This is a genomic window from Psychrobacter sp. LFX-11D (assembly GCF_904846475.1).
GTDB classification, from domain to species: domain Bacteria; phylum Pseudomonadota; class Gammaproteobacteria; order Pseudomonadales; family Moraxellaceae; genus Psychrobacter; species Psychrobacter cryohalolentis.
In genome coordinates this window covers 37,132-56,975 of sequence record NZ_CAJHAV010000008.1, presented here as the reverse complement: position 1 = coordinate 56,975, position 19,844 = coordinate 37,132, and the positions used below count along the sequence as shown (strand labels likewise).

Genomic DNA, 19,844 nt, shown 5'->3' with positions numbered 1-19,844 from the left:
ATTTTATCGCTCGTTTTGTATCAAGCTTATATTAACTAATACGAAATCTAACCATTGATTAGCTTGCAGAAAGACCCGTCAACGTTAGCAAGAAAGTGTCAGTAGCGTTAGCTGACTCACCTGCCGTACCAGCTATGCCACGGGTGTTATATTCACCAGAATTATTGGCCTTTGTTAAATCTAAGGTAAAATTAATATCTCCTTGCACACCCTGCCAGCCTGAAGGAATGGTCATGGCTGTAGCACTACCACCAATACCTGTACCCGTAGAAGCTAGTCCTGCTTTACTAACAGTAATAGTAGAGTTCTGATTATTTACATTCTTGAGGGTATCTTGTTGTACCGATAAGCCAAGGGTAACATCACCACTAGATATACTGCGTACTGCCCAAGAATTCTTTAAGGTGACATTTGCTGAAGCACTAGAAACGAAAGTATCAGGAACACTAGAATTAACAGCAGTACCTTCAATTGTATAAGCACCTTTCCCTAAAACATCAGTCAGGTTACGAGTAGTAGTATCACTAATTTCGCGAGCATCACTGTCGTTGGCAGCTGTAGGAGTGACGACATCCGTTAATGTTAAATGCGCATCATCCCAATGGTAAAGTACTAAGACTTCAGGGAGTGTGACGCGAAAATCGGTAGAACCACTCACCGATGCTGCTGATGCCACTGAAGCAAAGGATAAAACTAAACCAGATACTGCTAATTTTCCAAAAATATTCATAATATGAACTCTATAATTAAAACTGATTTATTTTTGATGTCTACTAGAGTAACTTCTTAGGAATTCAGCAAAAAACAAGAGCTATCTAGCGACGTATAAGCTAGTAATATTCACAGAAGCCAGGCTTCTTATTACCCAATAAACGCAGTCTATTACAGTAACGACACCTAATCAAAAGTAAACAGATGAGCGGTATATTTATAGGAGTGACTGGTAATATCACTGTATTTACTTGAAATACGAAGATATTTTAATTTTTTTAGTAAACATTTTTTTATTATATTCATATATATTTATTTAAAAATCATCTCATAATCAAATTCACTTTATCAAACCTTCATTCTAATTCTTATTACTCACACTGACCCTCTAAAGCTCGATATTAATCTACTATCGATCCATAGCTATTAGTAACAACAATGAGACGCTATCTCAGAACAGGGTGCGTTATCATGGGATCAAACAGTCTCTTATCAGACACGCTATAGCGTCCAAACTAATATCAACATAGAAAATCCATTGACCATACTGCCTATAAACAATCGCCCCTTTGTGCCAAAAAATTTTATGATGCCAATACGAGTGCTACTTACCCTTATCGGCAGTGTCATGATTGTCGATTGTGCGATTTTAATAGCAGTAGGTAAGATAAATTTTGGTTCGGTGGCACCCTTTTTATTGGGTATGATATTTGTTGCTCATGGTATTTTTTGGCGTAATATCATAAGGTTTATCTATCAACACCGCTGGTTAAGCTATTTTTGGTACGGGCTATGGATGATATTTTCTATCTGGCTGCTCAGCTTTGGCATGTTTATTTTGGCGTTACAGCAGCAGATGAAACAAGGTGCCAGCTCTGTACCTGAAGTTACTGCCATCATTGTGCTAGGGTCAGGTACGGTCGCAGGCAAACCCACACCAACCTTAGCCAAACGCTTGGACACGGCCGCGCCTATTATTCACTCGCAAAAAAGCGCATTGGTCATCACTAGCGGTGGCATAGGTTTTGGTCAAGCACATAGCGAGGCCCGTATTATGGCAACCTACTTGTATGATACGTACGACATTCCTATAAAACGTATTTTGCAAGAAGGTCGAAGCACGAGTACGGTAGAAAATCTTATTTATAGCCAAGAGATATTAGCGGCAAAAGGCATTTCTATTAAAGCGCCCATCGCTATCGTGACCAGTGATTTTCATATTATTCGCGCCGCAAACATCGCTCGGCATCAAGGCTACGTGCAACCTATTATGCTTGCCAGCCCTACTCCGTTATCCATCCGCTATAACGCGTGGTTTAGAGAGTACTTTGCCTTTGTCAGTGGTTGGCTTTTTGGAGAATACTAGACGGTTTTCATAGTACTTCTCTTTTTGATTAGTTAAAGCGATTGATACTTTTTAGATAAAATAATAATAAAGGACGCTGTTATGATCGTAGATATTTTGTTGACGATACATTTTATCCTACTGATACTGATTTCTTTACGGGTCTTATCTCGCCATGATTTGACCTCGCCTGCCAGATTAGCATGGATTGTCATCCTGTTTATTTTGCCTTATTTTGGCGTGCTGATTTACTGGATGTTTGGTGAAGTGCATTTGGGTCATGACTTTGGGCAAAAACGCGACGATATCATTAAGCGATTAAATACTCATAGTCCAAGCGTTCTTGGTCATGAGACGACGTTAGAGAAGATGATCAAGCCCGCTTATCAAGCTTCCTTTGCTTATGCAGCAAAAGCCACTGGTTTTCATACTATGGAGGGTAATCAGGCAGAGCTCATGGCAGATGCAAGCGAAACACGCAGACGCATGATTGCCGATTTTGATGCTGCAACAGACCATATACATGTGCTGTATTACATTTGGCTCGTCGATGGCATGGGTATTGATACCGCGCAAGCTCTCATCCGAGCAGCAAAGCGCGGCGTTACTTGTCGAGCAATGGTTGATGGCATGGGCTCACGGAAGATGGTGAGCTCAAAGATATGGCAAGAAATGCAAGATGCTGGCGTACAAGTCAGTGTAGCTCTCCCACTGACCAACTTTGTAAAAGTAATGCTGTTTAGCCGTATTGATCTGCGTAATCACCGCAAAATTACCGTTATTGATGGCAAAATTGGTTACTCTGGTAGTCGTAACTGCGCCGATCCTGAATTTATGGTAAAGCCAAAATATGCTCCGTGGGTCGATATTATGCTGCGTATCGAAGGACCTGTGGTCGCGCAGAATCAGATGTTATTTGCCAGTGATTGGCTGATTGAAAACCCAGATACTTCGCTTGATAGCTTTTATTATGATAGCACGCCAAAGCCTAATGGCTTTCCTGCCCAAGTTTTTTCAGATGGTCCCACTCAGCGGCACGGTACCACGCCACAGTTTTTGGGTGCTTTGATTAGCCAAGCGCAAGAGACGCTGATTATCTCTACGCCTTATTTCGTGCCCGATTATTCACTCATCAGTATTTTATGCGCTACCGCCTATCGCGGGGTTGAATTGATGATGGTTTTTCCAAAAAATAACGATTCCTTTATCGTTGCCGCGACCAGTCGCAGTTATTATTGGCAATTGCTCGAAGCGGGCGTAAAAATTTATGAATATAAACCAGGCTTGTTACACGCCAAGACCTTGACGATTGATGGTGAAATTAGCTTAATTGGCTCGACCAATTTAGACTTGCGTAGCTTTGATTTGAATTATGAGAATAACGTTGTCTTTAGCGATAAAAAGCTGACGGCGGATATTATCGAGCGCCAATACCTATATATCGCTGATTCAGACGAAGTAACACGTGAAGAGGTCAAAAACTGGCCACTATCTTCTAGGATTTGGAACAACATCATTGCTACGATGGGACCTGTTTTATAAGCCTTTTACTTTAAGCCCATCAGGTTATTTTGTGAAGTGTCTTGATAAGATGACATAGCGATAAGTAAACTTATAAGTTAGTTGTTTTCTGCAAAATATATATGACAAACTTGGCTTCAGTTGCAAATGTTTCGGTTGCAACTGAAGCTAGTAGCGCTTGTCTTTTTTCGGTATGCGCACGATATGCATAAGGAGTCATAGTCAGCAAATCAGCCAAATTATCTGCTGATAATTTTAACTCAGTACTGACATTATAAGTGTTAAGCAGCGTAAAATATGGCGCTAATTCCTGCAAAAACTTGTCAGAATCGTGCTCACGGACATCGTCAAACAAAGCCTCACGCATCGTTGCTAAATGCCCGATATCTGGCTTAGCAATGATTAAATAACCCTCATCGCTTAATACTTCATTGAACGCTTCTGGCAGAATGGGACTAAAAATACTGCTAATCCCATTGATACTTTGCGCACGCAAGGGCAAATGAGCAGCACTGGTTACTAATGGATAAATCACTGCTGTTTCAATACCATCGTTCTTATCTTGCTGATTCCAAAGAGAACTTGCTGCCTTGCTCACTTTTGCAAGCTCTACTATGGCAGGTTTACTAATATCTGCCGCAATAAGTGTATCCATACCCGTCTGAGCCATCGCTTGGGTGTAATAACCTTCGCCGCAACCGATATCTAGCCAATTGACTGGTTTACCAGTTTGTTCAGATGGCAACTCGTTTTTTGCTAACAGTTCCACTATTTTTTGACAAATAAGCGCTTGTAATGGCTGATAATGCCCTGCATTTAAAAACCGTTTACGTGCCTCGATGGATGCTTGACTATCACCCGGTGCTTTAGATTTTTTTTGTTGGACAGGTAGCAGATTAACGTAACCCTGACGTGCCACATCAAAAGGATGCGCAGTTTGTTTTGGGTGCAAGCTACCATCACAGCGCCATGTATCGATTGCGGGCTGCAGTGGCGACTGACAAAGGGGACAAATAAATAAGGACACAGGCATCTCAAATCATAGCAATATGGCTGTTATTTTACCAAAATTCAGCCATGCTAAGTATTAAAAGGTATGAGAAAAGATAGTATGGGAAACAAAAAAGCCATCTCAAACTTGTTGAGATGGCTTTTTAACGAAGAATATCGAGATTAATCTAAGTTACTGTTCTAACGCAGCTTTAACGTCATCAATCCAAGGATAACCAAGATAATGGCGATAATCCAAAACCTTGCGACCACTTGGGTTTCTTTCCAGCCAATCTCTTCAAAATGGTGATGCAGCGGTGCCATACGAAAGACGCGCTTTTTGCGTAGCTTATATGAGCCAACCTGTAGCATTACCGACAATGCTTCTGCAACGAACAGTCCGCCCATAATTGCGAAAGCGATTTCTTGGCGTGTCATTACCGCAATGGTACCGAGCATTGCGCCCAGTGACAGCGCACCCACATCACCCATAAACACTTGCGCTGGATGGGCGTTAAACCATAAAAAGCCAAGCCCTGCGCCAATCATCGCGCCACAGACAATAATCACCTCAGAATTGTAGGCAATATAAGGTACGTGCAAGTAATCCGCAAAGCGTACGTCACCAGAGACATATGCCATCGCGCCCAAGCCTGCAGCAACCAAGACCACTGGCAAAATCGCCAAGCCATCCAAGCCATCAGTTAAATTGACAGCGTTAGAGGCGCCATTAATCACAAAGTAAGTAAAGATAATAAAGCCAATACCAAACGGCACTGCCGAAAATGGAATCATCCAATCTTTAAAGATAGGTATTAATAAATCCTGCATCTCGCGAGTCGTCGCAATATCTGGCTGCAGTGTGGCAATATAATATAAAGAAATGCCGACGAATAATGCACCCATGGATAGCCAAAAGTATTTTTTGCGAGCAATTAGACCTTTTGGGTTCTTATATTTAATTTTGAGCCAATCATCCGCCCAGCCTACCGCACCAAAGATAATCATGACGATGAGCAAAATCCAGACATACGGATTATTCAAACGCGCCCAAAGCAAGGTTGATACCCCAATCGCGCTTAAAATCAGCACCCCACCCATGGTCGGGGTACCAGTTTTGACCAAATGCGACTGTGGTCCATCATTACGAATCGCCTGACCGTACTTAAGTGCACGCAAACGTCGAATAACGCGATTACCAAAAACCATGCTAAAAGCAAGGGCGGTAACGACCGCCAGTAACGCGCGCAGCGTCAAAGAAGAAACCGCATAAAACGGGGCATAATAATGACCAAGCCAGCTAAACAACCAAACTAACACCGCCTACTCCTCGACTAGCGCATTGATAAGTGTTTCCATTTCCATGGAACGAGAACCTTTAAACAACACCGTACAAGGTTGCGCCTGCTGCGCTTGCAAATAAGGTTTCAAATACGCCAATAAACTGTCTTTATCGGTAAACGCATGGGCATTGATATCAGAAATCTCCTGCGCACCTTCGACTGTATAAGGGGCATATTCACCAACGCAAAGCAGTACATTAATACCTGTGGTCGCAATGGTACGACCCAAGCTTCGATGCTCGCTCACTGCAGCCTCACCTAACTCAGCAATATCGCCTAATACCATCACTTGCGTACCCGTTTGCGCTGCCAATACTTTGGCAGCCGCCCGTACCGAATGTGGATTGGCATTATAAGTATCATCAATCAGTCGATGCATGCCTAACAGCTGACTGTTCAAGCGACCTTTGGCAGGACGCGCATTTTCAAGTCCGACGACGATATCACTAACTTCAATATTTAATGCATGGGCACAGGCAGCAGCGGCTAAAGCATTATTGACATTGTGCTCGCCTGCTAGTGGCAAGTTAATATCATGGACTTGATTGCCGATATGCAGCTTAAATTCACTACGCTCAGGCTCGACATCTAAATGGCTGGCACTGACATCAGTATTACCAAAGCCAATCACGTGTGATGTATGCTTTTCAGCGATACGGCGTAATTGATTGGTAAAATCATCTTTATCAGGAACGATCGCAAATTGGCTATCATTCAAGGTATGGTAAATCTCAGCCTTGGTTTGGCAAATCCCTTCACGGCTGCCAAACTCACCCAAATGCGCCGTACCAATATTTAAGATACACGCAACATCTGGCTGGACAATCTCCGTAGTATAAGCAATTTCGCCGATATGGTTTGCGCCCAACTCCAAAATGGCATAGCGATGATGATCGGATAATTCGAGCAACATCATCGGCACACCCAAGTCATTATTTAGGTTGCCACGCGTGATAAGCGTTGGGGCAAGTCTGCCAAAGATACTACCGAGCATCTCTTTACAGGTGGTCTTACCGCTAGAGCCAGTAATAGCAATAACGGTTAAATTTTGATGCTGTTGACGACGATACGCAGCCAATTGTCCTAACGCTAAACGGGTGTCGCTCACCACTAACTGCGGAATGCTATTTGCATCAGCCGTAGCAATAGGGCGAGCGACGATAACCGCAACCGCACCTTGCGCGATGGCAGTATCGATATAGTCGTGACCATCAAAATTATCACCCGTTAACGCTAAAAATATATCACCAGGCTTTATCGTACGGGTATCGGTGGCAATACGAGTGCTCATTACATCGTTTTTTGAGCCGGATTGTCCCTCACTCAGCTGCCAATGCCCGTCGAGTGCTGCGGTTGCTGCGAGCAGATTGTCTGCTTGCCAAACATACAGCCCTTGCGACTGAATGCTGTTATCGTTGTCGGCTGTCATAATGATTACCTTATATATGATGACTACTTATTTATTTTTTATAGTTAACGACTAATACTTTTTAAATATCATGGAAAACTAATTATAAGCGCTATTATTTATCTATAAATGCTATACACGCCCTGCTTGTTTTAAGGCGTTTTGCAAAATAACACTGTCGTCAAAATCATAACGAACATGATTAATCTCCTGATAGGTCTCATGACCCTTGCCAGCAATAACGACGATATCATCAGCCGCTGCTTGATTGACCGCATACTCAATCGCTGCTTGGCGCGCAGGCTCAATATGGGTACGCTGATATTGCTCAGTGCTCATCCCTGCCTGCATATCTTGCAATATCGCATTGGGATCTTCGGTGCGTGGATTGTCTGCCGTTAACACGACTTTATCTGCGCCTGCCAATCCTGCTTGCGCCATCAAAGGACGTTTGCCCGCATCACGGTCGCCCCCACAACCAAACACTGCCCACAGCTGACCCTTACAATGGGTCTTTAGGCTGGCAAGCACCTGACTTAAGGCATCAGGCGTATGTGCATAATCAACGATAAAGCAGCCATCATTCGACGGTACACGCTGCATACGCCCAACTGCACCTTGCAATTGCGGAATGATTGCAGCAATCCGCTCAAGATTAATGCCCAAAGCTACGGCAGCTGCCATAGCAGCAAGTAAATTGGCAACATTAAAACGCCCCAATAATGGGCTGACGATATCTAAATGATTCATTGTCCCATCGCCAAAATCTGTACGCAGGCTAATCTCAACACCTTGCAGACTTGGCTTGATTTCAGCAGCAACAAAGGTTGCAGATTTTGATGGGTCTAAACTATACGTCCAAACTATTAATTGGCTAGCGTGTGCCGTATCAAGCATAATCTGGGCATGCTCGTCATCGATATTGATAATAGCGTGGGTCAAATCTGGAAAATGGGCTTTATCAAACAGCTTGGCTTTTGCTGCTGCATACTCTGCCATATCAGCATGATAATCTAAATGATCGCGACTCAGGTTGGTATAAATCGCCACCGACACTGGCATACCTTGCAGACGCTGCTGATCCAAACCATGTGAGCTGGCTTCTAATGCCAATAATTCAGCATTCTCTGTACCCATTTGATATAAAAATTGCTGGACCGCTAAGGCATCGCCCGTGGTATGGCTGGCTTGTACCAAAGCACCAAGCCTACCATTACCTGCCGTGCCCATAACTGCGCTGCTTATACCTGTCAGCTGCGTCAATTGCGCCACCAATTGACTAATGGTGGTTTTGCCATTGGTGCCCGTCACCGCTATGACAGTTGGTAATGTCACGGGCTGCTGATACTGTAAACGTGCTTGAATTAAGCTGCCCAGAAAATCACGGATATGAGGTATATATAATACGGGGCAAGGCAAAGTATCTAATTGCTGCTGTGCGATAGATTTTGCATTATCAGTTTTAGTCAATTCGAGATTGGCGTGAGGCGAGACATTAGCCGTGGCAAGCAAAGCAATAGGGTCGATTTCCGATAGGATAAAAGCCGCATTGTTAGCGGCTTGATAGAGGTGGTCACGGCTTTTTTGGCAATTTGGCGTATGGCTTTTTAACAAGACGAACACGTCGTTGCTGGCTAGTTGACGGCTGTCTAAACAGAACTGCTGGAATGGAATATTAATCACCGCATCCAGTTGAACAGCGGTCATTTGATTCGATAACTCGCTAACAGATGCGGTCATATTCGCTGTAAATACCTGCTGTAGACTATGTCTATCGTCGCTGCTACTAGCTGCAAGCAGCTGGTGCAAGGTAACTGTGATACTGCATGGCGACGAGGTAGACAGGGTCATTGGCAAATCCTAAACGGTTAAAACACATCAAATAGTTAAGAGCTGGATATTAAAAAATTTACTTTTATATCTATTGAGCTTCGGTTTTGAGCGGCTTATCTAAGGGCACATTATATAAACGTAGTGCCTCTTTCATGACATTATGGAAAACAGGAGCCACGGTTAAACCAGCATAAATCTGACCACGCGGGTCTTCGATTAACATGACACCGACCAGTTTTGGATTAGAAGCTGGTGCCATACCCGCAAAGACATTACGATACTGGTCAGTATAGTAGCCACCTTTTGGATTGATACGGCGCGAGGTTCCTGTTTTACCAGCAACGCGGTAACCATCAATAGCCGCACCTTTAGCCGTACCGCCGTCTTCTGTGACACTTTCCATCATCTGTACGATGGCCATCGCTTGTTCATGCGCCATAATACGTTTGCTTGGTAGCGCTTTGTCATTTTTATTCAACGTTAGCGGATGCATGACGCCACCTGCCGCCAGCGCTGAATAAGCTTGCGCTATCTGTGCCAGCGTCACCTGTATACCATAGCCATAACTGACCGTTGCCCGTCTCGAAGTTTCTTTTTCTTCTGGTGTCACCACAAGCCCACTGCCTTCACCTGGGAATTGCAGTGGTGTTTTTGCCCCAAAGCCAAACTGTCTTTGCATATTGGTAATGCCGTCAGCCGGTAGAGACAAAGCAATCTTGGTCGAGGCGACGTTACTAGATTTCTGTAGTAGCGTTGCCATCGTGATCCGCCCTAGATTATTATGGTCACGAATCGTATAACCACGGACACGGATAGAGCCAGGATTGGTATCGATCAAAGTAGTGGCAGTGTATTTCCCTGAATCTAAAGCCGCAGCAACGGTGAATGGCTTCATGACTGAACCGGGTTCAAAGACATCAAGGAGCGCACGGTTACGCTGATTTTCACCCGTCATCTCATTTAGATTATTAGAGTTAAATGACGGCCATGTCGATAGCGCCAATACTTCACCCGTTTGTACATCGACTACCATACCCGTCGACCAGCGCGCTTTTTGCAAACGCCCCGCCTTTTCTAACTCTTTATAAAGCAAATATTGCAAACGCGAATCAATGGTCAATGTCACATCTTTGCCTGGTACTTCTGGCTCAACCTGCTTGATTTCTTTAAGACTGTTTTGTTTGGCGTCTTTGAGCACCAAAACCTTGCCATCATCGCCTGCCAGCTCTTTCTCATACTGACGTTCGATACCAGCACGTCCTTCGTAACCACCTTCAGGATCGTTGGCATTTTGTCCCATGAAACCTAGTAGTTGCGAGTTAGGCTGTGGCTGCGGATAATAGCGCTGAAAAAAGTTTTTCTCATTAACACCAGGAAAATCAAGCGAGCTAACGCTTTCTGCAATCTCCGGCGTTACTTTATTTAATAGTGGCAAATAATGCGAGCCTGCACCCGATGGCAGCGCTGCTTTGACTGCCACTTCATCCGTTACATCAATAGTAGGATCGATAGCTGTCACTCTTTTTAGCTCATCGGCTGAGATGTTGGCAGCCGCCGCAAGCGTCGTCAAATCCATATTATCCAAGCGCTTTTGCATACGTGCGATAAGCTGCGGACTTTCAGGATTAGTGATAATAATACGCTTAAGCTCGTAGTATTCACGGGCATAGTCATGCGGGCTAAAAGAGACTGTCGCAAGTGGTGCACTGACAGCCAATGGCAAATCGTTGCGATCCGTAATCATGCCACGATAGGATTTTTGCGTGCGTACACTGGTGATGAGCTCATTGCCTTTATCTTGATAAAACTGAGTATTGGCAATTTGAATATAGTAAGCACGACCGATAAGTGCCACCAAAATAAGCAGCGCTATACCCCAAATCAAACGGAAACGGTTCTTATCTTGTTCGACACCGCCGCGAGAGGAAGCACCAGATGCTTTTCCCAAAATTGATCTTTTGCTTTTTAGATTTTTGACACTGGTATAAGCACCCTGTTCTTCATTCTTTTTTAAGCGACCAAATAGCTTGGCTTTACGGCCATCATCTGATTTATTATCAGGCTTGCTACTCGTTTGCCCAGATTTGGCCGCACTAGCACGGCGTAGTGGCTTAGTAACCTTGCCGCTGGCTGGTTTTTTGCTGGTCGCTTTAGCACTGGGTTTTTTATCGCTCATTGTCCTGCCTCCGCTAGGTCAGAATCGGTAGCAGCAGCCTTAACGGGTGCATCGCTCACAGCATCAGCTTCGAAAACATCAGAATCATTCGTCGTTAAAGTGTCTGGAGTACTGGCATCAGGGTCCACGAGTGCAACTGCTGTCGCAGCACCTGGCTGGATAATCAGCTTATCTTTGAGTGTCGGCGAAAACATCCCAAGCTCAGCAACGGCACGACTGGCAATCTGCGGCGTCGCACTAAAGGTCTGTTGTTCAATAAGCAGACGCTGATGCTCAACTTGTAATTTTCGCTCTTGTTTTTTCATGTCTTGCAAGGTTTTATAATCCTGATGATATTGCTGAACACCTTCAGCCGTTTTGATGCCACTCCATACAATACCAGCCGCCAACAGTACCAATATAGCCACATAGATATTTGATATTTTAAATTTACGCACAAATAAGGCGCCAACATCGGTATTCGATGGCGTTGCGGCGCGGCGGTTTGCAGGTTTGTCGGATATTGCCATGACAATCTCAAAAAAGTGAACTTCAAAATATAAAAAGCGATAACCATTTACGAGTTATAAAACTCTTATAAGCCATCAGCACCATCAATACAAACAATACCAAGCAAAAAAGTAACTGCTGAGCCTAGCAGATAATGTTTACAGCTTTTTAACAGCCGCGTAATCATTAAAACATTCAGTCATATTTAAACCACATAATTTAATAATGGCATTCATGGATGAACATCTGCTACATAGTCAGCATCAGTACGTGTTGCCATGCGTAACCATGCACTACGCGAGCGTGGGTTATGACTTATCTCTGCTTTACTTGGACCGACCCGTTTAGGCTTACTAAAGTAACGCGGACGCTTGGGTGGCATCGGTAGATTCTCATCTTCTGGATATTGCCCTTTACTATGACGCTGCAAAAACTGCTTGATACGTCGATCTTCTAACGAGTGAAAACTAATCACTGCTAGCTGTCCGCCTACCTTCAATATCGGAATACTTTGCTCTAAAAAGTTATCGACATCACCAAGCTCGTTGTTAATAAAAATCCGCATCGCCTGAAAGCTCTGAGTCGCTGGATGCTTGCCGCGTTGCCAGTTAGGATGGGCAACTTTTATCACTTCAGCCAATGCTAAAGTAGAGTCGTAACTGTTCATCTGCTTAATGGCACGAGCGATACGGCGACTGTGACGCTCTTCACCAAACTCATAAAGGACATTGGCCAAGGTTTCATCATCGACCGTCTCAAGCCACTCAGCAACTGACTGCCCACGACTGGTATCCATACGCATATCAACTGCACCATCGCGCATAAAACTAAAACCGCGACTGCCATCATCAATTTGCGGTGATGAGATGCCCAAATCTGCCATTAAACCGTCAACTTGAGTGATTCCCATTGCAGCAAGACTGTCTGTTAACGTCGCAAAACTATCGTGCACCACTTTTACGCGACTGTCGCTATTTGCCAATTCACGAGCAACGCTAATGGCCGTTGGGTCTTTATCAAAAACAATCAAGGTTGCGTCATCGGCAAGCTGGCTTAATAGCAAGCGACTATGGCCACCACGACCAAAGGTAGCATCGACATAGATACCGCTTGCTTGCAAGCTATTTTGACTTTCGTCGTCTGTCTGCTTCGGTAGAGCTTTGACACCCAACACTGCGGCGACCGCTTCTTGCAATAGCACCGCATCATGGACAAAACTCAATTCGTCAGACGTAGCTTGATGTTCCCTAGACTCTTGCATAAGTTTTTGAGTAGAAGTGCTTTCTTCAGAAAACAGACTCGCCGCTGACGTAGAATTATCAGGGTCAGAAGGATTGTGATTAGCATTTGGCGTATTTTTTGGCTTACTATTCGATATGGACACAAACAACTCAATAGATGATGGTCAAATTGACCAGTAATAGTAAAAAATCAGATGAAAATAAACAAGTTATGGCTTACCTAACATTATTATCGCAAGGATACACGGGTAGTCAAGCGCTAGAAGGGCATTTCGTTAAAAATATCCCATCTCTCTGTTATACTAGCGCTATATTTTACGCTATTTTTCAACGTTGACTTCCATTCTTTCGTCCATATTTTTACTTTTCACTACTACTTTTGACTGTCCCATTCATTAACAACAACATTCTGAGATTTTTATGATGCAACCATCTACTTCTACTAATAGCATACGCCCTGTTCGTACCCGTATTGCCCCTTCGCCTACTGGCTTCCCGCACGTTGGCACTGCTTATATCGCACTGTTTAATTTAGCCTTTGCCAAAGCCCATGGCGGCGAATTTATTTTACGTATCGAAGACACCGACCAAACACGCTCAACCGAACAATCTGAACAAATGATTTTGGATGCGCTGCGCTGGGTCGGTCTTGACTGGGCGGAAGGTCCAGATATCGGCGGTCCGCACGCGCCTTATCGTCAGAGCGAGCGTAGTGATATCTACAAAAAGCATGCAGAGCAACTGATAGAAAACGATCATGCGTTTCGCTGCTTTTGTAGCAGTGAAGAATTAGATATTATGCGCGCTGAGCAAATGGCCAATGGCGAAACACCACGCTATGACGGTCGCTGTGCCCATTTAGCATCAGAGAAAACTGCGCAATTGGTTGCTGAGGGCAAACCAAACGTCATTCGTATGCGTGTGCCAACCGAAGGCGTCTGTCAAGTACAAGATATGCTGCGCGGTACGGTCGAGATTCCTTGGACGCAAGTGGACATGCAAGTGCTTCTCAAAACCGACGGCATGCCGACTTATCATTTAGCCAACGTTGTCGATGACCACTTGATGGACATCAGCCATGTGTTGCGCGGTGAAGAGTGGCTCAACTCTGCGCCGAAACATCAGCTGCTTTATGAGTATTTTGGTTGGGAGATGCCCGTACTTTGCCATATGCCATTACTGCGTAACCCTGATAAATCAAAACTGTCTAAGCGTAAAAACCCTACCTCTATCACGTATTACCGTGATGCCGGCGTGCTACCTGAAGCCTTGCTAAATTACCTTGGTCGTATGGGCTACTCAATGCCTGACGAAGCTGAGAAATTTACCTTGGATGAAATGATTGCCAGCTTTGATATTCAGCGTGTGTCACTTGGCGGCCCTATTTTCGATATCGAAAAGCTCAATTGGCTTAATGCCGAATGGCTACGGGCGCTAACGCCAGAAGAACTCAAAAACAAAATCCTCGACTGGGCAAGTAACAGCGATAAATTAACCGCTATCGCAGCAGCGATTCAGCCGCGTATTGAGCTGTTATCTGATGCAGTTAATTGGGGTGGCTTTTATTTCCAAAACCTACCTGATATCAATGCTGAGAGCTTTACCCATAAATTACTCTCGGCTGAACAAATTACTGAGATGCTGCAATTAGCGCTTTGGCAGCTAGAGACCTTACCAACGTGGTCGGAAGAAAACATCTATGCCACCTTAAAAGGTCTTGCTGCTCACCTTGACATTAAAATGCGTGATTTTATGGCGCCGTTCTTCATTGCTATCGCTGGTAGCACCTCATCGACGCCAGTCATGAACTCTATGGCAATTATCGGCGCTGATATGACATTGACACGCTTGCGTCATGCGGTTGACGTACTTGGTGGTTTGGGCAAAAAGAAGCTGAAAAAACTAGAGAAACAAGCGGCAGAGTTGCCAGATTTTTTGGCAGCTGAATAGTTGTTTGTTAATAATATTGTTGATTCATAATACTATTAGTGAATAAAAAAGAGGGGTCAGGCTATTACTGACCCCTTTTTACGTGAATATCAGCATTTGCATACGAATACTGATTCTTTATTTAATACTTAAATTGGAAATAAAAATGGCCGCCAAGACCGTCACCATCGAAAGCAAAGACTATGTCTTTAACACGCTAAAAGAAGCGCAGAAATACTACGATGCCATCGTAAAAGAGCTATACGATACCAAGTTAACCCTCACTACCGGTCAAGATTTTGATGACTTAAAGTGGATATATCTCTCTTATTGCAGTTATATCAATCATAATGTCGATCGATTGAAAGAATCTGACATCGTTGGCTTTAAAGGTATCAGCACAGTACAACTAAAAGGTGGGCAATATATCCCCACAGAATGCGGTGCAGTTATTTTTTCAGATGGTACTGAAGAAGAATTCTTTACCGATAAAGCCATCAAAGAGATAGCCAGTCAGCAAAACCCACGCTAAATTGGGCTTAGTAAGTTAATAAAATAGCTTTGAACACTTTTTTTTGCATATTTATGCATTATTTTTAAAATAGCAGTTGACAAGACTGCTGGTCTTACATAAAATACGCACACTCTTAGCGAGGGGCTATAGCTCAGTTGGTAGAGCACTTGCATGGCATGCAAGGGGTCAACGGTTCGACTCCGTTTAGCTCCACCATACTATTTATTGCAAAGCTCAGTTCACTGAAACTTTAACGTAAATACTCGCTAGTAGGACGATATCAGCACCTAGGCAATGCTTATTTATAAGCTATCTGATATTGTGAAGTACCGTTGTAACCCCTGGTTATAACACTCTATGCGTCCCCATCGTCTAGAGGCCTAGGACACCGCCCTTTCACGGCGGTAACGGGGGTTCGAATCCCCCTGGGGACGCCACTATACGGCGTCACTTATTAGCACTTTTGCTTAGCATAAGATTAGACTAATAAGCGAACAATAAAAAAGCCCAGTCATCATACGGTGACTGGGATTTTTTATGTCTGTCATTTCTGAAAAATGCTAGCAAGGCTATATATACCATTAGGAATATTGATAGAATGCAATGTAAAGGCGCTCTATAAAATGTTGAGCTGAATTTCTATCACAAGGAGGGATTGGCTATGTTTGGTATTGAAAATTATCTGGGATTTATTCTTGCTGCCATTTTATTAAATATAACACCCGGAACAGATAGCATGTATATCATTACTCGTAGTATGTCACAGGGACAGACTGCAGGATTCTACTCTGTATTCGGTATTATCTCTGGTATTTTAGTACATACTTTGCTGGCTGCGCTCGGGTTGTCCGTCCTATCAGCCAATTCACCATTTGCATTTACGCTAGTGAAATATATTGGCGCAAGCTACTTATGCTATCTAGGCTTTAAAATGCTGACTAGCAAACCAGTACCTTTACTTGCCAGTAATTTACCCATTGAAGAAAAATTAGCGTCTACTCGACCGTTAGATAGGTGGCAGATATATAAGCAAGGGGTCATAACTAATACCTTTAATCCAAAAGTCGCCTTATTCTTTTTGGCGTTCTTCCCACAGTTTATCGACTCGAGTTATGGTAATAGCATGCTGTCTTTTTTAGGTCTTGGGCTAACTTTTGCTACGACCGGTTTTATGTGGTTCTCGTGCTTGGCATTGTTGGCGTCAAAGTTCAGTGAAAATCTGCGTAAGAATCCTACTATTGAAGTAATTTTAAATAGAATAAGCGGTGTGATATTTATCGGCATGGGAGTCAAGCTGCTGACTGAGAAAGGTTGAGCAATAAAATTACCTAAGCACGATAATATTGCATAAAAGAGCCCAATCATATGATTGGGCTCTTTGTCATACTAAGTCTAATCAATTATTACGCAGCGTCTTTGCTCTCAGCTGCCAGTTGACGTAGCACATAGTGCAATACACCGCCATGACGCACATACTCGCGCTCTTTTGGCGTCTGTAGCATGACATTCACATCAAAGCTCTCAGTTGAGCCATCGGCACGTATGGCCGTAACTTTCGCGGTTTTGCTTTCGCCATTATCTAGACCTGTGATACTAAGGACTTCAGAACCATCTAGATTATAGGTCGCTGCATTTTCACCATCTTTAAAGGTCAATGGCAAGACACCCATACCGACTAGGTTTGAGCGGTGAATACGCTCAAACGAGCTGGTCAGTACCGCTTTTACACCGAGTAGAATCGTTCCCTTCGCGGCCCAGTCACGGCTAGAGCCAGAACCATATTCTGCACCGCCAAGTACCACGAGCGGACGTTTGTCTTCTTTATACTTCATCGCCGCATCATAGATAGCCATTTCTTGACCATCTTGTAACGTGGCACTATCACCGTTGAAGTAATAGGTATAACCGCCCTCTTTGCCCGCCATCATGGCGTTTTTGATACGGATATTGGCAAAAGTACCACGAGTCATGACCGCATCATTACCACGGCGTGAGCCATAACTGTTGAAGTCAGCTTCCATCACACCACGCCCTTGCAAGTACTTGCCCGCAGGAGAATCAGCATCGATATTACCAGCTGGTGAGATATGATCGGTGGTGATTGAATCACCGAACAACCCTAAGATACGCGCGCCTTCGATATCAGGGATACCTTCCGGCTCCATGGTCATGCCATCAAAGAACGGTGGGTTCTTAATGTACGTAGACTCTTCGCTCCATGGATACAGCTGGCTATCGGCTGAGCTAATGGCGTTCCATGCTGCACTACCGTCAAACACTTCGCCATAGTTTTTACGGAACATATCCGCGTCGATATTATTGGCAATTAGCTCGTTAATTTCTTCTGACGTTGGCCAGATGTCTTTTAGGAATACATCATTGCCTTCTTGGTCTTGTCCTAGCGGATGCGTGGTCAAGTCAATATCGACAGTACCTGCTAGGGCATAAGCAACAACCAATGGCGGTGACGCCAAGTAGCTGGCTTTTACATGTGAGTGAATACGACCTTCAAAGTTACGGTTACCTGATAGTACAGCAGCGGCAACCAAATCACCTTCTTCGATAGCCCCTTCAATCGCCCCTAATAACGGACCTGAGTTACCGATACAAGTGGTACAGCCATAACCAACTAGGTAGAAGCCTATTTTCTCTAGCTCATCCATCAATTTGGCTTTTTCAAGGTAATCAGTTACTACTTTTGACCCTGGAGCCAGTGAAGTTTTAACCCATGGTTTAGCCGTTAGACCTTTTGCAGCGGCTTTTTTCGCCACCAAACCTGCGCCAATCATCACTGCTGGGTTTGAGGTATTGGTACAAGAAGTAATCGCCGCGATAACGACAGAACCATCACGCAATCTATACTCTTCGTCTTCGATTTTGACCGTGCAATAAGTACTGCCTTCAGCGCAAAAAGGATTAGGTTTTGCCGCGAGCGTTTTTGCTTGCTCTTGCTTACCGCCTTCTTCATCGAAGCGAACCTTGGCTTCAACTTCTTTCTTACGGTCTTTGGTCATCGCCGTCAAGGTTTCGCCAAATTTTTCATGCATATCAGATAAATTAATACGCTGTTGTGGCAAGTTCGGACCGGCAAGTGCGGGCTGTACTGATGATAAATCCAATTCCAACTTACTTGAGTAGGTCGCTGCTGGCGTATCTGCATCATGCCATAAGCCTTGCGCCTTGGCATATTTTTCAACCAACTCTATTTGGGCTTCATCACGACCTGATAGACGTAGATAATCAATCGCCATTTGGTCAATCGGGAAAATACCGCACGTTGCACCATATTCTGGTGACATATTGGCAATCGTTGCACGGTCAGCCAGTGGCATACTATGTAAGCCTTCGCCATAAAATTCGACGAACTTACCAACCACGCCATGCGCACGCAGCATTTCAACCACACGCAATACCAAATCTGTTGCAGTAACGCCTTCGGTTAACTTACCTTTTAGCTCAAAACCAACCACTTGTGGAATGAGCATTGATGATGGCTGACCGAGCATTGCCGCTTCCGCTTCAATACCGCCCACGCCCCAACCAAGTACACCAATACCATTAATCATAGTAGTATGACTGTCAGTACCAAATACCGTATCAGGATAAGCGGTCAACTCACCGTCGACATCAGCAGCCATTACCACACGGGCCAAGTACTCTAAGTTAACCTGATGCACAATACCTGTGGCTGGTGGCACGACAACGAAGTTTTTAAAGGCATTCTTGCCCCAATGCAGAAATTCATAGCGCTCATTATTACGCTTAAACTCAATCTTTTCGTTAAGATCTATGGCATCTTCGCGGCCATAAGCATCGACTTGTACTGAGTGATCGACGACCAATTCACTTGGGATAAACGGGTTAATTTGCTCAGCTTTGCCGCCAAGCTCAACGACGGCATCACGCATCGCTGCCAAATCGACTACCGATGGCACACCAGTAAAATCTTGCAGGACAACACGGGCTGGCATAAAGGCTATTTCTTTTGACGCTTCTGCGCCTGCATCCCAATTGGCGACCGCTTCGATGTGATTTTTGCCAACAGACTGCCCGTCATCTTCATTACGCAATAAGTTTTCTAAAACGACTTTCATGCAAAATGGTAACTTTCTGATGTGCTCAAAAGTCTCGGTTAGCTTGGGCAGACTATAATAGGTATGGTCCTTGCTATCGACCGTAATGGTGTCTTTTACATTAAAAATATCACTCATGGTAGCTTCCTTATCGTTGTTATAGATCCTGAACATAAATGACTCTTGAACTAATATGACTATCAATCAATAAGCATTTATGCTGATAATTGGTGGCTAAATAATAGTGCTTAAATTTTTACTAAATGAATTT

General features: G+C 44.0%; 14 protein-coding genes and 2 tRNA genes. 7 read left to right on the top strand and 9 right to left on the bottom strand.

Annotated elements, in window-relative coordinates:
- Positions 1-58 precede the first annotated feature (58 nt).
- Complete coding sequence (locus tag JMX75_RS07545; RefSeq protein WP_201531878.1) at positions 59-730, bottom strand: hypothetical protein; 672 nt, start codon at positions 728-730, stop codon at positions 59-61.
- A gap of 567 nt (positions 731-1,297) precedes the next feature.
- Between JMX75_RS07545 and JMX75_RS07540 the strand changes: the two genes are divergently transcribed.
- Positions 1,298-2,077: a YdcF family protein gene (locus tag JMX75_RS07540; RefSeq protein WP_201531877.1), complete on the top strand. Its 780-nt coding sequence runs from the start codon at positions 1,298-1,300 to the stop codon at positions 2,075-2,077.
- 81 nt (positions 2,078-2,158) lie between these two features.
- A complete protein-coding gene (gene cls / locus JMX75_RS07535; protein WP_201531876.1) occupies positions 2,159-3,598 on the top strand; it encodes a cardiolipin synthase in 1,440 nt (479 codons plus the stop codon).
- 70 nt (positions 3,599-3,668) lie between these two features.
- On the opposite strand, the gene JMX75_RS07530 is transcribed toward cls, so the two are convergent.
- The 7 genes from JMX75_RS07530 to rsmH all read right to left on the bottom strand — a co-directional run bounded on the left by JMX75_RS07530 (position 3,669) and on the right by rsmH (position 13,077).
- Positions 3,669-4,610 carry a putative RNA methyltransferase gene (locus JMX75_RS07530; RefSeq protein WP_201531875.1) on the bottom strand — a complete coding sequence of 314 codons (942 nt, stop codon included), beginning with the start codon at positions 4,608-4,610 and terminating at the stop codon, positions 3,669-3,671.
- A 158-nt stretch (positions 4,611-4,768) separates the two neighbouring features.
- Positions 4,769-5,887, bottom strand: a complete 1,119-nt coding sequence (gene mraY / locus JMX75_RS07525) for a phospho-N-acetylmuramoyl-pentapeptide-transferase (protein WP_011514680.1) — start codon at positions 5,885-5,887, stop codon at positions 4,769-4,771.
- Between the two features lie 3 nt (positions 5,888-5,890).
- The gene (locus JMX75_RS07520) at positions 5,891-7,339 is read right to left on the bottom strand and encodes a UDP-N-acetylmuramoyl-tripeptide--D-alanyl-D-alanine ligase (RefSeq protein ID WP_201531874.1); all 1,449 of its coding nucleotides are present in this window, start codon (positions 7,337-7,339) and stop codon (positions 5,891-5,893) included.
- A 111-nt stretch (positions 7,340-7,450) separates the two neighbouring features.
- A complete protein-coding gene (locus tag JMX75_RS07515; RefSeq protein WP_201531873.1) occupies positions 7,451-9,169 on the bottom strand; it encodes a UDP-N-acetylmuramoyl-L-alanyl-D-glutamate--2,6-diaminopimelate ligase in 1,719 nt (572 codons plus the stop codon).
- A gap of 70 nt (positions 9,170-9,239) precedes the next feature.
- Positions 9,240-11,327: a peptidoglycan D,D-transpeptidase FtsI family protein gene (locus JMX75_RS07510; protein ID WP_149409702.1), complete on the bottom strand. Its 2,088-nt coding sequence runs from the start codon at positions 11,325-11,327 to the stop codon at positions 9,240-9,242.
- Entirely contained in the window at positions 11,324-11,836 is a 513-nt protein-coding gene (locus tag JMX75_RS07505) for a cell division protein FtsL (protein ID WP_011514684.1), read from the bottom strand. The genes JMX75_RS07510 and JMX75_RS07505 overlap by 4 nt, the downstream gene beginning before the upstream one ends.
- A gap of 212 nt (positions 11,837-12,048) precedes the next feature.
- Positions 12,049-13,077: a 16S rRNA (cytosine(1402)-N(4))-methyltransferase RsmH gene (gene rsmH, locus JMX75_RS07500; RefSeq protein WP_201531923.1), complete on the bottom strand. Its 1,029-nt coding sequence runs from the start codon at positions 13,075-13,077 to the stop codon at positions 12,049-12,051.
- Between the two features lie 400 nt (positions 13,078-13,477).
- Between rsmH and gltX the strand changes: the two genes are divergently transcribed.
- From gltX to JMX75_RS07475, 5 genes are all read left to right on the top strand, one after another.
- Complete coding sequence (gltX, locus tag JMX75_RS07495) at positions 13,478-15,007, top strand: glutamate--tRNA ligase (protein WP_201531872.1); 1,530 nt, start codon at positions 13,478-13,480, stop codon at positions 15,005-15,007.
- A gap of 145 nt (positions 15,008-15,152) precedes the next feature.
- Positions 15,153-15,518 carry a hypothetical protein gene (locus JMX75_RS07490; RefSeq protein ID WP_201531871.1) on the top strand — a complete coding sequence of 122 codons (366 nt, stop codon included), beginning with the start codon at positions 15,153-15,155 and terminating at the stop codon, positions 15,516-15,518.
- 122 nt (positions 15,519-15,640) lie between these two features.
- Positions 15,641-15,716 (top strand) — tRNA-Ala (locus JMX75_RS07485).
- 145 nt (positions 15,717-15,861) lie between these two features.
- A tRNA-Glu gene (locus JMX75_RS07480) sits at positions 15,862-15,937 on the top strand.
- A 224-nt stretch (positions 15,938-16,161) separates the two neighbouring features.
- Positions 16,162-16,815, top strand: coding sequence for a LysE family translocator (locus tag JMX75_RS07475; protein ID WP_201531869.1), 654 nt, complete (start codon positions 16,162-16,164; stop codon positions 16,813-16,815).
- Between the two features lie 88 nt (positions 16,816-16,903).
- Here JMX75_RS07475 and acnA read toward each other — a convergent pair whose 3' ends face one another.
- Entirely contained in the window at positions 16,904-19,711 is a 2,808-nt protein-coding gene (gene acnA, locus JMX75_RS07470) for an aconitate hydratase AcnA (protein ID WP_201531867.1), read from the bottom strand.
- Positions 19,712-19,844: the final 133 nt, after the last annotated feature.

Excerpts from the sequence above, each read along its gene's own strand:
- JMX75_RS07545 (WP_201531878.1), bottom strand. The coding sequence starts at position 730 with ATGAATATTTTTGGAAAATTAGCAGTATCTGGTTTAGTTTTATCCTTT.
- JMX75_RS07540 (WP_201531877.1), top strand. The coding sequence starts at position 1,298 with ATGATGCCAATACGAGTGCTACTTACCCTTATCGGCAGTGTCATGATT.
- cls (WP_201531876.1), top strand. The coding sequence starts at position 2,159 with ATGATCGTAGATATTTTGTTGACGATACATTTTATCCTACTGATACTG.
- JMX75_RS07530 (WP_201531875.1), bottom strand. The coding sequence starts at position 4,610 with ATGCCTGTGTCCTTATTTATTTGTCCCCTTTGTCAGTCGCCACTGCAG.
- JMX75_RS07520 (WP_201531874.1), bottom strand. The coding sequence starts at position 7,339 with ATGACAGCCGACAACGATAACAGCATTCAGTCGCAAGGGCTGTATGTT.
- JMX75_RS07515 (WP_201531873.1), bottom strand. The coding sequence starts at position 9,169 with ATGACCCTGTCTACCTCGTCGCCATGCAGTATCACAGTTACCTTGCAC.
- JMX75_RS07510 (WP_149409702.1), bottom strand. The coding sequence starts at position 11,327 with ATGAGCGATAAAAAACCCAGTGCTAAAGCGACCAGCAAAAAACCAGCC.
- JMX75_RS07505 (WP_011514684.1), bottom strand. The coding sequence starts at position 11,836 with ATGGCAATATCCGACAAACCTGCAAACCGCCGCGCCGCAACGCCATCG.
- rsmH (WP_201531923.1), bottom strand. The coding sequence starts at position 13,077 with ATGCAAGAGTCTAGGGAACATCAAGCTACGTCTGACGAATTGAGTTTT.
- gltX (WP_201531872.1), top strand. The coding sequence starts at position 13,478 with ATGATGCAACCATCTACTTCTACTAATAGCATACGCCCTGTTCGTACC.
- JMX75_RS07490 (WP_201531871.1), top strand. The coding sequence starts at position 15,153 with ATGGCCGCCAAGACCGTCACCATCGAAAGCAAAGACTATGTCTTTAAC.
- JMX75_RS07475 (WP_201531869.1), top strand. The coding sequence starts at position 16,162 with ATGTTTGGTATTGAAAATTATCTGGGATTTATTCTTGCTGCCATTTTA.
- acnA (WP_201531867.1), bottom strand. The coding sequence starts at position 19,711 with ATGAGTGATATTTTTAATGTAAAAGACACCATTACGGTCGATAGCAAG.